General features: G+C 36.2%; 13 protein-coding genes. 2 read left to right on the plus strand and 11 right to left on the minus strand.

Annotation, left to right across the window (positions count from 1 at the left end):
• The 7 genes from prfA to DM447_RS16145 form a co-directional block, all read right to left on the minus strand.
• Positions 1 to 1,071 carry a peptide chain release factor 1 gene (prfA, locus tag DM447_RS16115; protein ID WP_112182211.1) on the minus strand — a complete coding sequence of 357 codons (1,071 nt, stop codon included), beginning with the start codon at positions 1,069 to 1,071 and terminating at the stop codon, positions 1 to 3.
• A gap of 535 nt (positions 1,072 to 1,606) precedes the next feature.
• A complete protein-coding gene (locus tag DM447_RS16120) occupies positions 1,607 to 2,230 on the minus strand; it encodes a thymidine kinase (RefSeq protein WP_112182212.1) in 624 nt (207 codons plus the stop codon).
• A gap of 250 nt (positions 2,231 to 2,480) precedes the next feature.
• On the minus strand, positions 2,481 to 2,726 hold the full coding sequence (locus tag DM447_RS16125; RefSeq protein WP_112182213.1) for a type B 50S ribosomal protein L31: 246 nt from the start codon (positions 2,724 to 2,726) through the stop codon (positions 2,481 to 2,483).
• 168 nt (positions 2,727 to 2,894) lie between these two features.
• A complete protein-coding gene (gene rho / locus DM447_RS16130) occupies positions 2,895 to 4,178 on the minus strand; it encodes a transcription termination factor Rho (RefSeq protein ID WP_112182214.1) in 1,284 nt (427 codons plus the stop codon).
• Between the two features lie 565 nt (positions 4,179 to 4,743).
• Positions 4,744 to 6,030, minus strand: coding sequence for a UDP-N-acetylglucosamine 1-carboxyvinyltransferase (locus DM447_RS16135; RefSeq protein ID WP_112182215.1), 1,287 nt, complete (start codon positions 6,028 to 6,030; stop codon positions 4,744 to 4,746).
• Between the two features lie 238 nt (positions 6,031 to 6,268).
• Complete coding sequence (gene fba, locus DM447_RS16140; protein WP_112182216.1) at positions 6,269 to 7,123, minus strand: class II fructose-1,6-bisphosphate aldolase; 855 nt, start codon at positions 7,121 to 7,123, stop codon at positions 6,269 to 6,271.
• Positions 7,124 to 7,347: 224 nt separating this feature from the next.
• On the minus strand, positions 7,348 to 7,713 hold the full coding sequence (locus DM447_RS16145) for a response regulator (RefSeq protein ID WP_112182217.1): 366 nt from the start codon (positions 7,711 to 7,713) through the stop codon (positions 7,348 to 7,350).
• A 377-nt stretch (positions 7,714 to 8,090) separates the two neighbouring features.
• Here DM447_RS16145 and DM447_RS16155 point away from each other — a divergent pair, with 377 nt between their 5' ends.
• Positions 8,091 to 9,776: an IS1182 family transposase gene (locus DM447_RS16155; RefSeq protein ID WP_112182219.1), complete on the plus strand. Its 1,686-nt coding sequence runs from the start codon at positions 8,091 to 8,093 to the stop codon at positions 9,774 to 9,776.
• Here the strand turns inward: DM447_RS16155 and DM447_RS16160 are convergent.
• The 3 genes from DM447_RS16160 to DM447_RS16170 form a co-directional block, all read right to left on the minus strand.
• Positions 9,773 to 11,383 carry a CTP synthase gene (locus DM447_RS16160; protein WP_112182220.1) on the minus strand — a complete coding sequence of 537 codons (1,611 nt, stop codon included), beginning with the start codon at positions 11,381 to 11,383 and terminating at the stop codon, positions 9,773 to 9,775. The two genes, DM447_RS16155 and DM447_RS16160, sit on opposite strands and share 4 nt — an antisense overlap.
• A 218-nt stretch (positions 11,384 to 11,601) precedes the next feature.
• Positions 11,602 to 12,123 (minus strand): DNA-directed RNA polymerase subunit delta, encoded by a 522-nt coding sequence (gene rpoE, locus DM447_RS16165; RefSeq protein WP_112182221.1) that lies wholly within the window; start codon positions 12,121 to 12,123, stop codon positions 11,602 to 11,604.
• A 241-nt stretch (positions 12,124 to 12,364) separates the two neighbouring features.
• Positions 12,365 to 12,949 carry a P-loop nucleotide/nucleoside kinase family protein gene (locus DM447_RS16170; RefSeq protein WP_112182222.1) on the minus strand — a complete coding sequence of 195 codons (585 nt, stop codon included), beginning with the start codon at positions 12,947 to 12,949 and terminating at the stop codon, positions 12,365 to 12,367.
• 147 nt (positions 12,950 to 13,096) lie between these two features.
• On the opposite strand from DM447_RS16170, the gene DM447_RS16175 reads away from it, so the two are divergent.
• Complete coding sequence (locus tag DM447_RS16175) at positions 13,097 to 14,287, plus strand: phospholipase D-like domain-containing protein (RefSeq protein WP_112182223.1); 1,191 nt, start codon at positions 13,097 to 13,099, stop codon at positions 14,285 to 14,287.
• A gap of 23 nt (positions 14,288 to 14,310) precedes the next feature.
• Here the strand turns inward: DM447_RS16175 and DM447_RS16180 are convergent, their stop codons facing one another.
• On the minus strand, positions 14,311 to 15,096 hold the full coding sequence (locus tag DM447_RS16180; protein ID WP_112182224.1) for a GNAT family N-acetyltransferase: 786 nt from the start codon (positions 15,094 to 15,096) through the stop codon (positions 14,311 to 14,313).
• Positions 15,097 to 15,109: the final 13 nt, after the last annotated feature.

The following is a 15,109-nucleotide window of genomic DNA, read 5'->3' on the forward strand; positions in this document are numbered from 1 at the left end:
TTATTCACCTATTTGTTCCATTTTATTTGTTTGCTCTTCCATAATCAATGCATCGACTACTTCCATTAGTTTACCTTCTAAAACTTGATCAAGTTTTTGAATAGTTAAACCTATGCGGTGATCTGTCACACGGTTTTGCGGAAAATTATATGTGCGAATTCGTTCTGAACGATCTCCTGAACCAACAGCAGACTTACGTGTTTGGTCATATTCTGCTTGTGCTTCTTGACGGACTTTATCATAAATACGAGCGCGCAAAATTTTCATCGCTTTTTCTTTGTTCTTTATTTGCGACTTTTCATCTTGAATCGAAACAACTGTACCTGTAGGCATATGCGTTAGTCTTACTGCTGACATTGTTGTATTAACACTCTGTCCGCCTGGTCCACTAGACGTAAATGTATCGACACGAATATCCTTTTCATGTACATCTACTTCTACTTCTTCCGCTTCTGGCATGGCTACAACAGTTGCAGTTGATGTATGAATTCGTCCACCTGACTCTGTATCTGGTACACGTTGTACACGATGGGCACCATTTTCATATTTTAACTTGGAATAGGCACCTTTACCATTAATCATAAAGATAATCTCTTTATAGCCACCAACTCCTGATGAGCTTGATTCCATCACATCCATCTTCCAACCTTGTGACTCAGCAAATCGAGCATACATCCGGTATAAATCAGCTGCAAATAATGCTGCTTCATCCCCACCAGCTGCACCACGAATTTCCATAATAACACTCTTATCATCATTTGGATCTTTAGGAAGTAATAACAGTTTTAACTTTTCCTCTAATTCTGGTAATTGATCTTCTAATTCTGAAATTTCCATTTTGACCATGTCCTGCATATCTGCATCTAATTTTTCCTCAAGCATTACCTTTGCATCCTGCAGTTCTGTCGACACGTCTTTATATTGGCGATAAACTTCAATAATATCTGTTAAGTCAGATTGTTCTTTTGAGTAATCTCTTAGTTTCTTCGTATCATTAATTATCTCAGGATCACTTAATAGTTCATTTAATTTCTCATAACGATCTTCTAATGATTGTAATTTATCAAGCATGCAATTCACCTCTTTTTTCTTTTCCAAAGCACGTTCTTATTTATTATACAATACTTTTCATTATAGTATAGGTGATATCCCGAGTCAAAGTTTCAAAATAGCTCTAGACAGGTTTTAATTTTATATAGCGCACTTTTGAATGGTTCGTCGGATTACTGCGGTGGTCCGACGGATTAACGCTTCGCTTCGTCGGATTATCGCGTGCTCCGCCGAATTAACGCTTCGCTCCGTCGGATTATTGCGTGCTCCGCCGAATTAATGCTTCGCTCCGCCGAATTATCGCGTGCTCCGCCGAATTAATGCTTCCTTCCGTCGGATTATCGCGTGCTCCGCCGAATTAACGCTTCGCTCCGTCGGATTATTGCGTGCTCCGCCGAATTAATGCTTCCTTCCGTCGAATTATCGCGTGCTCCGCCGGATTACCGCTGCCTTCCATCGAATTATCGCCACGCTTCGCCTTAATCTTCAATTAGTGATAGAGTTACATCATAAAAATATCGACTAAAAAGCACCGTACATGGACGGTGCTTTAGCATTATTCAGATGTTTTTTCTGAAGTTTTTATATTTAGTAATTGTTTTGGCTTATTTGGAACTTCGTGGTGATGGCGGCAGCGTGGTTCATACGATTCTGAAGCACCAACTAAAATAATTGGATCATCATAAGAGGCAGGTAAATCATCGATTAAACGTTGCGTTCTACTTGCAGGTGAGCCACAAATAGGGCAAATAGCATTTAATTTAGAGACGGATTCACTTAATGCCATTATCGCCGGAACAGGACCAAACGGCTCCCCACGAAAATCAGTGTCTAAACCAGCAACAATTACACGGTGACCATGATTGGCTAATTCATCTATTATTTCAACAATCTTATCATCAAAAAATTGAACCTCATCGATACCTACAACATCAATTGAGTCATCCATTTCAGCGATAATATCGTCAGCACATGAAACTGGGCGAGCTAAAATAGTATTTCCATTGTGAGAGACTACGGATTCTTTTGCATACCGATCATCAATTGCTGGTTTAAAAACTCGAACAGATAAATTACCATATGTCGCTCTTCTGACACGTCGAATAAGTTCCTCTGATTTCCCCGAAAACATACTACCACAGATGAGTTCTACCCATCCACTTTGCTTCATAACATACACGTATTGCCTCTCCTTTCATATGTAAAACAAGCTGTATTAGAGAACATCTAGTAGCATTATATACATATTCCATCTATTTTGTTCATTGCTCTTGGAACAAAGGTTTATTTTTCATTTTTACACACTATTTAAAAAGAAAAAAACAGGCAAAAGAAGATAATTCGCCTGTTTTCTCGTCAACATTAGTTAAGATAAGCCACCCTTCAAAATGAAGAATGGCTTCTTACTCTAACTAGCACAATGAAGTGACTTAGTTAAGCTTATATTTTTTCTTAAAGCGATCTACACGGCCGCCAGCTTTATCTGCTTTTTGTTTACCAGTATAGAAAGGATGAGAATCTGAACTTACCTCTACACGGATTAACGGGTATGTGTTACCGTCTTCCCATTCGATTGTCTCGTCGGAAGATTTCGTTGATCCACTAAGAAATTTGTAATCAGAACTTGTATCAAGAAATACAACTTTTTTGTATTCTGGATGAATGCCCTCTTTCATATTGTTCCACTCCTTCTGCCCTGAATCCCTTAGAAACAGAGTTATTATTTAGCTATATTACACAATTTTAAAAACTGTTTAATATACATATTCTTTTAGAACTCACACTGAAAGATTATAACAGTCTGATTTGACGTTTGCAATAGCTAGTTTTATTTTTTACTAGGATTACTTCTTCATCGTTCCTTTTCGTTTCATTTCTGTCTCTAGCTGCTCGTAAAACTCTAAGTTTGTTTTGGTTGAACGAATCTTACGTAAGAAGCGATCTAAGAAATCAGATGAATCCTGCATCGATTTACGCACAGCCCATAGTATATCCAGTTGTGCTTGTGGTAATAACAGTTCTTCTTTTCTTGTACCTGAAGGCAAAATATCAATCGCCGGGAAAATACGGCGTTGTGCCAAGGCTCTATCTAAATGTAATTCCATGTTACCAGTACCTTTGAATTCTTCATAAATAACATCATCCATCCGCGAACCTGTTTCGACTAAAGCAGTTGCTAAGATAGTGAAACTACCACCTTCTTCGATATTACGTGCAGCACCGAAGAATCGTTTCGGTCTATGAAATGCAGCTGGATCAATACCACCTGATAAGGTACGACCGCTTGGAGGAATAACTAGGTTATATGCCCTAGCTAAGCGCGTGATACTATCCATTAAGATAATAACATCCTTTTTATGCTCGACAAGACGCATTGCCCGCTCTAAAACAAGTTCAGATACTTTAATATGATTTTCAGGAACTTCATCAAAGGTCGAACTTACAACATCCACATTAGGATGAACGGAACGCTCAATATCTGTAACTTCTTCTGGACGTTCGTCAACTAATAAAATTATCAGTTTAGCATCCGGATGATTTTTCGTTATACTATTCGCAATTTGAGTTAATAACATCGTTTTACCAGCTTTTGGTGGTGCAACAATAAGTCCACGCTGCCCAAACCCTACAGGCGTTATTAAATCCATAATTCGCGTTGATATTGCTTTTTCATCGGTCTCTAAATTCATTAAACGATTCGGATATAAAGCAGTAAGCGCCGGAAAATGGACCCGTTCTTTTGCCATTTCAGGATTTTCTCCGTTTACAGCATCAACATGTAACAATCCATAATAACGTTCATTTTCTTTTGGTGGTCGTACCTTACCAGAAACTTTATCACCGTTTCGTAAGTCAAATCGACGTATTTGAGATGCTGAGATATAAATATCTTCTGCACTTGGAGAATAATTAATTGGTCGTAAAAAACCAAATCCTTCTGATGGAATTATTTCTAACACACCATCCATGAATAAATATCCACCTTTTTCAGCTTGTGCCTTCAAAATTGCGAATATTAATTCTTTTTTTGTTAATTTGGCATAGTAAGATACTTTAAACTCTTTTGCCTGAGTATAAAGGTCTTTCAATGTCATGGTCTCTAATTGAGAAATAGTTACTTCGTTCACACAATCACCACACCTATTTAATTATTTAAACACACAACATGGCCATCTTAATTATAAATAAACAAGCATGTCCATCCTGTAATCTATTCAACTGTAAAAAATTATTCCTTTATTATATAGAAGCTACTTAATTCTTTGGATACTTCTTGTATTTGAAGTCTGCTAAGTTGTGTAAATATCCTGCTGTGAAATATGTATGCAGCGTAGAAAGCATCTGGTTTTTTACACATTTATTCAAGAAGTTAGGCGAAGGAATTCATTGTTATATCTAGCTAGTAGACCGTCTTTATGGGAGTAAAAAATAGATTCAACTCTTAAAGATAGAATAGAAGTTTGTTCATTGCTACAAAGGATACCCTTTTCTTAAATACTTAAACCTCTTATATCGTACCTTTTTATTATAGATTATTCAATCTATAATTTTATTTTAGCACAAGTTGACTAGATTATTGCAAAAAAATAAAATTAAGAAGCGTTATTGAGGTAGTAATATTAAGAGGATTTGGAAAAAAATACAGGAAGCATATTTTAGTTACTAGCTTCCTGTTTACTCTTTTCATTGTATTTATGAGTTTTGAAATTGTTCAATTTCACTATCTGTCATCTCTTCGCGCCAAATAATCGCGCCTAATTTAGTCAGTTTCTCTGTTAACTCTTCATAACCACGATCAATATGTTCTAATCCTGTTATTTCTGTTATACCATTCGCCATCAAACCTGCAACAATTAAGGCTGCACCAGCACGAAGGTCGCTAGCCTTCACTTTTGCTCCTTCTAATTGAACAGGACCTGAAACAATTGCTGAACTTCCTTCAACTTTTATCTGTGCATTCATTCTACGGAGCTCATCTATGTGTTTAAAACGCGCTTGATAAATTGTATCCGTTACAACACCTGTTCCAGTTGAACTCGTTAACAACGATGTAAAAGGTTGCTGTAAATCGGTAGGAAAGCCTGGATGTACCAGAGTTTTGATATCAACACTCTTTAGGTCTTTTGATCGAGTGATCAGTAACTGTTCTTCCCCTTCTTCAATTTGAACACCCATTTCACGAAGTTTAGCGAGTAATGGCTCTAAGTGTTGTGGAATAACATTATCAATCAACACTTTCTCCCCCTGTGCTGCCGCCATAATGGTATAGGTTCCTGCTTCTATTCGATCAGGAATAATAGTATGCATACAACCCGTTAGAGAATCCACACCTTCAATTCGAATAACATCTGTTCCTGCACCTTTAATTCTTGCACCCATACTAGTAAGCAATGTAGCCACATCGATAATTTCTGGTTCGCGTGCTGCATTCTCAATAATTGTTTTCCCTTTTGCTTTTACAGCTGCTAACATTATATTGATTGTCGCACCTACACTAACAACATCAAGGTAAATGCGTGCACCTTTTAGTTCATCAGCACGTAAATAGATTGCGCCCTGTTCATTTGTAACTTTTGCTCCAAGTGCTTCAAACCCTTTAATATGCTGATCAATTGGGCGTGGTCCAATATGACAGCCACCTGGTAAGCCAATTACTGCTTTCTTAAAACGTCCTAACATAGCGCCCATAAAATAATAGGAAGCTCTTAGTTTTTTTACTTTTCCGTTCGGTAATGGCATGGATGTCATATTCGAAGGATCAATATGTACAGTCTGTCCATGCCACGATACTTCTCCACCAATTTCTTCTAATAACTCGCCTAATATACCGACGTCAGAGATTTTCGGCAAACCCTCAATAATAACTTTAGAATCAGCTAAAATAGCTGCTGGCAACAATGCCACCGCACTATTTTTCGCACCACTGATCCGCACTTTTCCATTGAGAGGAGTACCGCCCTGCACATATAGTTTTTGCATTTTTGCATTCCTCGCTTTATCTATTGTTTATATAAATAATGATTGTATTCTTCTTATCGTACACATTTTCCCCGAAAACATGCATAATTTTTACTAACACAATTCCTATTATACTAACAATTGGGCTATCTATCCACCCTATCCAGATATTTTATTAAAAAGGTATGCGAGAGTGAAGGATATATTTCTTTAATAAAACCAAAAAAACCACCCGCTTAGGATGGCTTTTTCTTCACTATTATGCTTGGTTAGATGAACCAAATTCACGCATTTTACCGATTACTGTTGCTTTAATCGCATCGCGTCCTGGTCCTAAGTATTTACGTGGGTCAATCATGTCAGGATTTGCAGCCAAAACATCACGTACTTTTTGTGTTTGTTGAATTTGATTTTCTGTGTTCACGTTAATTTTAGATGTACCATAAGAAATTGCTTTTTTGATGTCTGCTGTAGGGATACCAGTTCCACCGTGAAGTACTAGTGGTACTCCAGCAACTACGTTAATTTCTTCCATTTCTTTGAATCCTAGGTTTGGTTCACCTTCATATGCACCGTGGACAGAACCTAGAGCTGGAGCAAGACAATCAATTCCAGTACGTTCTACTAGCTCTTTACACTCCGCAGTATCAGCATACATGATGCCACCTGTAACACCGTCTTCTGTTCCACCAACAGTTCCAACTTCTGCTTCAACAGAAACACCATGGAAATGTGCAAGTTCAACCACTTTAGAAGTTAACGCAACATTTTCTTCAAATGGATGGTGAGAAGCATCAATCATAACTGATGTGAAACCAGCATGGATTGCTTTAGCACATGACTCAAATGTTTGACCGTGGTCTAAGTGGATCGCAACTGGTACTGTTGTTCCTTGAGCTTTCATTGTCGCATCAACCATTGCAACAACAACACTGTAACCACCCATGTATTTTCCAGCGCCTTCAGAAACCCCTAGAATAACTGGAGATTTTTCATCTTCAGCAGCTTGTAAGATAGCTTGAATATACTCCAAGTTGTTAATATTAAATTGGCCAACTGCATAACGTTTTTCATTTGCTGTGTCTAACATTTCTTTCATTGATACTAATGGCATAATTATTCCTCCTAATAAAGTTTAGTAAATATAATATTCCCTATAGCCAGTCAAATATGTTTTGATGATTGGGTACTTTATAAGAATACCAATTTCATGAAGAAGGTGCAACAAATCTTACATATGTAAACGTTTTCTATTGAATTAATTTGTCATTTATATGAAGGTTATCATTTTATAACCCATTTTTTAAATTATATTGAAAAAATATCCATTAAATATACCTATGTTTTAGTTAATAATCGATTAATATGAAATCTTGCATCTTCTATATTAAATGGTTTTGAGAAAACTTCTTTTACAGATGAAAAATCTTTTGTTTTATTCTTTGCTTGCTCCGCTAAACCACTCATCATTATTGTCGGAATATATTTTCCACTTTCCTCTAGTTTTTCGATAACAGTGGCACCATCAATTATCGGTAAACGAAAATCAATTACTATTAAATCTGGTGGTGCTTGTTCCACAAAATCTAATGCTTGTTGACCATTTGCACAACTAATAGCCTTATAACCCTCACCTTTTACTATTTCTTCTAATAATAATCGTATTCCTAGTTGATCATCTACGATCAAAACTGTTCGCGTCATCGTAACCCACCTCTCTATCTAGTATCACAATTTACATCATAGTATAATAAAAATGGAAAAAACAGGATAACTAAAATAACCATTATATACTATATATTTCTATGCCACTGATATTATTCCTGCTTTTTAAACTTAATTTGTATAATCATTGTATAAAGATACCATTTTTTCTTTTTATTCTCTACTATATTATATATGTATAATACTAAAAAAGAGGCTGGGACAAAACCCAGATAAACAATAAAAAGTTGCACCTTTCCAAATTTATGGTTGGAGGGTGCAACTTTTTTATAAAATTGAAACAATTTAAGTAAGTAAAAAAGGATACCTTCTGATAAAATTAAAGTGACGAAACAATAACTATCGGAGGTATCCTTATGTTTAAAGATTATAACATGAATCAAGTAATTTTGCCGTTAGATTTAGAAATAAAATTACAAAAAAATGATATTGCCTATACAATCCATGACTTAGTTGAACAAATACCAGATAAAGCTTTTTCTGTTTTCTTACATGAAACAGGTTGTCCTGCTTATCATCCACGAATGATGATGAAGGTTATTTTATGTGCTTATACGCAATCTGTTTTCTCTGGAAGAAAAATTGAAGCATTACTGAAAGATAGTATACGTATGATGTGGTTAGCGCAAGGTTATGAGCCAAGCTATCGTACAATTAACCGTTTTCGAGTCAATCAAGAAGTACAAGACCTGTTACGCCAATGTTTTGTGCAATTTCGATGCCAGCTGGTGAAAGAAGAACTGATTGATGAAGAAGCGATCTTTATTGATGGTACCAAGATTGAAGCAAATGCCAACAAATTTACGTTTGTTTGGCGAAAAGCGATTGAAAAATACAGTGCCAATTTGGTGGGAAAATCAAATCAAATGTATGATGAATTGCTAGCAAACGAAATTATCCCAGAAATCGAACGTGAAAGTATGGAAGAACTAACCACCCAGGAACTCGAAAAAGTTTTGGAGAAACTAGAGGAGACGGTTGAAGCATACGACAAAAAGATCGAAGAAAGTGAAGATGTAAGCGAACGTAAGCAACTTCGTTCTGAACGCAAAACACCAAAACAATATCGCAAACGGTTTAAGGATTATGCAACACGCAAAAAAAAATACGAAAATGATATGGCCATATTTGAAGAGCGTAACAGTTATTCAAAGACAGATCGTGATGCCACCTTTATGCGAATGAAAGACGATTATATGAAGAATGGCCAATTGAAAGCTGGTTATAATGTCCAAATTGCGACAGAAGGACAATATGCACTCGCTTATGATGTATTTCCTAATCCAACCGATGTACGCACATTCATTCCTTTTCTAGATAAAATCGAGGAAAGCGTCTTTGAGCTTCCTAAATATATCGTCGCTGATGCAGGTTATGGAAGTGAACAAAATTACGATGATGTCCTAATTAATCGGGAGTGCATTCCACTAATTACATACAATATGTATCGAAAAGAGAAGACAAAGAAATATAAGCAAGATCCTTTTAACACAAAGAACTGGGAGTATGATGAAGCGACTGATTCCTTCCTCTGTCCAAATGACAAAAAAGTAATGTTCCAGTATCTTTCCAACCGGATAGGTAAAGACAACTTCACTCGAGCGTTTAGAGTCTATGAATGTGAAGATTGTTCGGATTGTCTATTACGCTCACAATGTACAAAAGCAAAGGAAGGAAATAATCGAAAGATATATTACAACGAAAAATGGGAACAACAAAAAGCATACACAAAACAACAACTTTCAGAAAAAGAAACCGGTAAAATCTATGGTAAACGAAAAATAGATGTGGAACCAGTCTTCGGATTTTTGAAGGCTAATTTGCGTTTTACTCGCATGTCGGTAAGAGGCAAAAAGAAAGTAGAAAATGAATTAGGATTCGCGTTCATGGCGGTGAACTTGAGGAAGTACACCGCTAAACATGCGCATGGTACAACAACGCCTGAATATAATCTAACAAAAAAAGGTTCCGACCATCTTTCTATGATGATTGGAACCTTTTTTCGTTATTTTTGGCTAGTTTTGTCCCAGCCTCTTTTTTAGTATTGATTTTGTCGCGCTACTGAAGCTCCAATGAATCCATAAAACAAACGTTGTGGACGAGTCGGACGAGATTTAAATTCCGGATGGAACTGCGATGCTATAAACCATGGATGATCTGCAAGTTCGATCGTTTCAATAAGTTTACCATCAGGGCTTGTACCGGAAAAGATAAACCCTTTTTCCTCCATTTTTTCTCTGTACTCATTATTAAATTCAAAACGGTGGCGATGACGCTCATAAATAACATCTTCATTTTCGTATGCCTCTCTCGTTTTTGTACCCTCTTTTAAGCGACATGGATAGACACCTAATCGAAGTGTTCCACCCATATCAGAAACATCTTTTTGTTCTGGTAATAAATCGATAATAGGGTAAGGCGTATTTGGATCAATTTCGGCAGAATGCGCACCATCGAATCCAAGTACATTACGTGCAAATTCAACTGTCGCTAACTGCATACCTAAGCAAATTCCTAAAAACGGTATCTTAGATTCCCTAGCATAACGAATTGCCTCAATTTTACCTTCAATCCCACGATCACCAAATCCTCCTGGGACTAGAATACCATCGACATCAGAAAGTAATTCCGCTGCATTTTCAGCATGTAAACCTTCAGAATCAATCCATCGAACGCAAACATCGGAATCATAGCTATAGCCTGCATGTTTTAATGCCTCAACTACAGAGATATACGCATCTGGTAATTCAACATACTTTCCTACTAATCCAATTGTAACTGTTTTTGATAAGTTTCTAACCTTTTCGGCTAAGTCATTCCATTCGGTCATGTCTGCTGGTGGACAATCTAAACCAAAATGGTCACATGTAATTTGGTCAAGATGCTGTGCTTGTAAAGCTAATGGCACATGATAAAGTGTCTCAGCGTCAGTTGATTCAATTACAGATCCAGCATCAATATCACAGAATAGAGCGATCTTATCTTTCATATCTTGCGTGATCTTCATTTCTGTACGAAGAATAATGACATCTGGTTGAATTCCCAAAGAGCGCAATTCTTTTACACTATGCTGCGTTGGTTTTGTTTTTAATTCACCAGCTGCTTTGATGTATGGCACTAATGTTGTATGGATGTACATGACATTTTCTTTTCCAATATCACTTTTTATTTGACGGATAGCTTCCAAAAACGGTAAGGATTCGATATCTCCAACAGTACCTCCAATTTCGGTAATAACAACATCAGCATTTGTTTGTTTACCAGATTGAAAAACCTTTTCCTTAATTTCATTCGTAATATGTGGAATTACTTGTACCGTACCACCTAGATAATCCCCGCGACGTTCTTTTTTTATAACAGTAGAATAAATCTTACCAGTGGTTACGTTGCTATATTTATTTAAATTAATGTCAATAAAACGTTCATAGTGACCTAAATCCAGATCTGTCTCTGCACCGTCTTCTGTAACAAAAACTTCTCCGTGCTGATAAGGACTCATTGTTCCTGGATCAACATTAATATACGGATCAAATTTCTGAATCGTTACACTTAATCCTCTATTTTTTAATAAACGTCCTAATGAAGCTGCCGCAATACCTTTTCCTATTGACGACACAACACCACCTGTAACAAAAATATATTTAGTCACCTTACATCCCTCTTCCTTTTTGGTTAATGTGTGATTTTATTGGCGTTCCAATACAAAAAAATCTATTGAACAAAATAATTTATGGACATAAGTGCATAAAAAAACAAAAGCGTCCCCCTATTAATAGGGGGACGCTATTTCTATTATTTAAATAAATAATGGAGCCCGAATAAAATTGTACGCATTCCACTATCAAAAGTCAAGTGCAATTTTAGTGACTATTTCTTTTTTTTATCTTTCTCATCTTCTTCGTCACTGTCGTCGTCATCTTCTTCGTCATCATCGTCAAAGTCTACATCTATATCTTCATCGTCATCATATGATTCATCATCATCTTCATTATCACTTTCATCAAAATCTGTTTGTTCAAAATCAAGATCTATTTCTGTAAGATCCTCTTCTTCAACTACAGCTTTTTTCTTCTTGGCAGCAGCTTTCTTTTTCTTCTTTTTCTTAGGTACTGCTGTAATTTCTTCTTCAATTTTTTCCATAGGATACCAATCTCTTAGCCCCCATAGACCAGATCCAATTGTTAAAAATCGGCCATCAACATTTAAGTCTGTATAAAATTGTGCATAATATTCCTTTTTCATTACATCATTAAAACCTTTTAATTCAATAACCTGATCATAAATCTCCTGATAAGGCATCGCTTTATTCTCTTTTTTTAATACCATTGTTGCTAAATTAACCATTGATAGCTCTTGTAATTCTTCGCGGCTATATTTATCGAAGCTCACCGTCAAAGCACTCCCTTTTATCATATTATTTTCTGTTTATATGTTAGCAAACGCATCAGCATCTATTAAACATTTTTTCGAATGGCATGATGATACTCTTTTATAAGCAGACTCTTCTTCTTCAAGTAAAACATGAATCTGAATTGTCTCCAATACATTATATTGGTATGAAAATCAAAATGCAATATTTACCGCCATTCCTTTTTTAAAAGAGAGGGAATTTCGATCAACTCACTTCCAACTAGCTTATAAAATCGACTACTTTCTTAACTTTAGCTTCTGTTAAGGTTCCAGAATTATCAAATATGTGAATGTTTTCAGTAGGAATTGCCCAGTTAATTGTTGGGACAAAGTCTACTCGTGTTTCATAACTATCCCAATTATCAAGCTTCCATGTATCACGAATGGTACCTCGTTCTTCAATACGAGCGCGCTGCGTCTCTATATCCCCTAGTGTGACTACGACGACCTTAACATCTACTTCTGCAAAGGTTTTGCCACTTTTAGTTAAAACATCTTCTATCCATTGCTTATTTTTTAACTCTGCTGTAAACGGTGAAATCATAAAGACATTCTGACCAGCAGCTAGATTATCTATACATATATCCATTGTTGTATCATATTCTAGATCTCTTAAATTCTCTTTATAAAATGCAGAATCACGATCATTTTTATCCATTCCTTGCATGTCCAAAAAACGTTCGACAAAACGTCCACCAACCGTATCACGATCAAGAAATGCATTTGGTACAAATGATGCAACTTCTTTCGCAACCGTTGTTTTTCCGGTGCCTGCTACTCCCACAAAAAATATAAGCTTTTGCATAAATTTATCATCCCTTCACATTTTAAATTAACTACTTTTTATGGTAACGCATACTTCCTAAAAAAGCATGTACTTTTTCTAGATCAGCAAATGATTTTTGCTTTTTTGGGAAAGATAACTCCTACGAATCAATAAGGGGGACATAAAATGTCTAGTATCATCATTGGGGCATTCATTTTTCTCATTCTACTATGGGTTGACTTTCAAATAGGAAAAAGACACTTTCAAAAAAAGGCTCCCAAAGTTACTTTCCCATTAGAACCTACTAAATACGAGCTAATCACAAGAGGAGATATATTTTTTAAACAATTATTTAAAGATGTGAAACAAGCGAAAACACGCATTTCTATCTCCTTTTTCACTGTCCGAAATGATCAAATTAGTAAAGATATGTTTAAATTGCTAAAGGAAAAAGCTGAGACTGGTGTGACAGTTAAGTTAAATGTGGACTGGTTTGGATCTATTACCTTAAAGAGAAAGTTAATAAAAGACTTGCGAGCTAGCGGTGTACATGTGCGTAAAAGTAATCCACCTTCTTTTCCATTCTTCTTTTATCGCCTTAACAGAAGAAATCATCGAAAAATAACGATAATCGATGATAACATTAGTTATCTTGGTGGCTTTAACGTTGGTAAAGAATATCTAGGTGCTGACCCAAAGTTAGGTGATTGGCGTGATTATCATATAAAACTAGTTGATAAACAAATGGCTTTGCTATTACAAAATATTTTCGACTATGACTGGGAGATAGAAAATAAACCAGCCCTAGAGAGGAATCCGACTAAACCTTTAAAAGGAAATAAAAGCTTTACTATTCACATAACAGAAGCTGGACAACTAGAAGACTTGCTAGTGAAATGGTTACAGCAAGCAAAACACTCCATTAGCATTGGTTCTCCCTACTTTATTCCAAGTGAACGCGTCTTCGATTGCTTATTACAAGCATGTGCGAAAGGTATAAATGTAACCGTACTTGTTCCCGCAAAAGCGGACCATCCGCTAGTTAAACCAACTGCTTTCCCTTACTATCGTAAATTACTAGCGGCAGGAGGGTCCGTCCATTTTTACAACAATGGATTTTATCATGCAAAAATTAGTTTAATTGACGATAACTGGGCTGATCTTGGAACTGCAAATTTTGATAAGCGTAGCCTTTTTTTAAACCAAGAGATTAACCTTAAAATGTCTGGTAACAAAGAAATGATTGCGCCAATCAAAGACGCTTTCTTAAAAGATCTTAAATCTAGTTTTCCTGCTACAGAAGATTACTTAAATAACCAATCCGTCAAAGCAAAAATTTCTTGTTGGATTGGCAAATTAGTTGAAGGCCTTTTGTAAAAACAATCAGACTTGAAGCGCGACTAGCGATACATCATCCAATATCCTATATCCTGAAATCCAAGACGCTTATAGATTTTTCCGGCATCTGGATTATTATAAAATAAACATAGTTGTTTCCCTTCAGCCAATAAATCCTGACAGAGCCTTGTTAAACAAGCTGTCGCAAGTCCTTGTTGTTTATAGCTTGGATCCGTTGCAACAGCTACTATCATTGCTGAACTACTATTTTCCGCAGCTGTAGAAGCAGAAGAAACCATTTTATTGCTTCGCTCAATATAATAGCCGCGCGTTACACCTTTGTCGAGATTTCGACGCTTGGCTTCAGGATCATATACTAGTTCATCAAACTCCGGCACCCGAATCAAAAATCCACCTAATTCGTCGATTTCGTTATATGTTATCTCCTTAACCTCTGATGTATCCATTTTTGATAAAGATGCATCATTGGTGCATTTCGCATAATATAGCTCCCGTTTAATTTTATATGTAATTTGTAAATGTGGCTCGATTTGGGCCGTTATTTCTTTCAATCCAGAAAGCAGCGGAGCATTTTGATCTGCATTAATAATATCCGCAAATCCTTTTGCATCAAAGGCTCCTTGTGCATATGGAATGTAATTTTTTTCATATTTTAATAAAACAGCTCGCAACTGATTATATTCGTCAAAGTCTCCCCATACTTTCTGAAAATCTTGCGCATAACCGAAGGCTTCAATATCTCCAATAATAAATAAATTTTCTGCTGGTTTTTGTTGAATTAATGCTTGTGTAACAGCATCATCTTGTTCAGTCAATTGTCGAATCATCGCGTTCCCACCT

This window comes from Paraliobacillus zengyii, from assembly GCF_003268595.1.
Classification (GTDB): Bacteria; Bacillota; Bacilli; order Bacillales; family Amphibacillaceae; genus Paraliobacillus_A; species Paraliobacillus_A zengyii.

Coding starts and splice junctions, on each gene's coding strand:
- DM447_RS16175 (WP_112182223.1), top strand. CDS start 13,097: ATGTCTAGTATCATCATTGGGGCATTCATTTTTCTCATTCTACTATGG.
- DM447_RS16170 (WP_112182222.1), bottom strand. CDS start 12,949: ATGCAAAAGCTTATATTTTTTGTGGGAGTAGCAGGCACCGGAAAAACA.
- DM447_RS16180 (WP_112182224.1), bottom strand. CDS start 15,096: ATGATTCGACAATTGACTGAACAAGATGATGCTGTTACACAAGCATTA.
- fba (WP_112182216.1), bottom strand. CDS start 7,123: ATGCCATTAGTATCAATGAAAGAAATGTTAGACACAGCAAATGAAAAA.
- DM447_RS16145 (WP_112182217.1), bottom strand. CDS start 7,713: ATGACGCGAACAGTTTTGATCGTAGATGATCAACTAGGAATACGATTA.
- prfA (WP_112182211.1), bottom strand. CDS start 1,071: ATGCTTGATAAATTACAATCATTAGAAGATCGTTATGAGAAATTAAAT.
- DM447_RS16125 (WP_112182213.1), bottom strand. CDS start 2,726: ATGAAAGAGGGCATTCATCCAGAATACAAAAAAGTTGTATTTCTTGAT.
- DM447_RS16135 (WP_112182215.1), bottom strand. CDS start 6,030: ATGCAAAAACTATATGTGCAGGGCGGTACTCCTCTCAATGGAAAAGTG.
- DM447_RS16155 (WP_112182219.1), top strand. CDS start 8,091: ATGTTTAAAGATTATAACATGAATCAAGTAATTTTGCCGTTAGATTTA.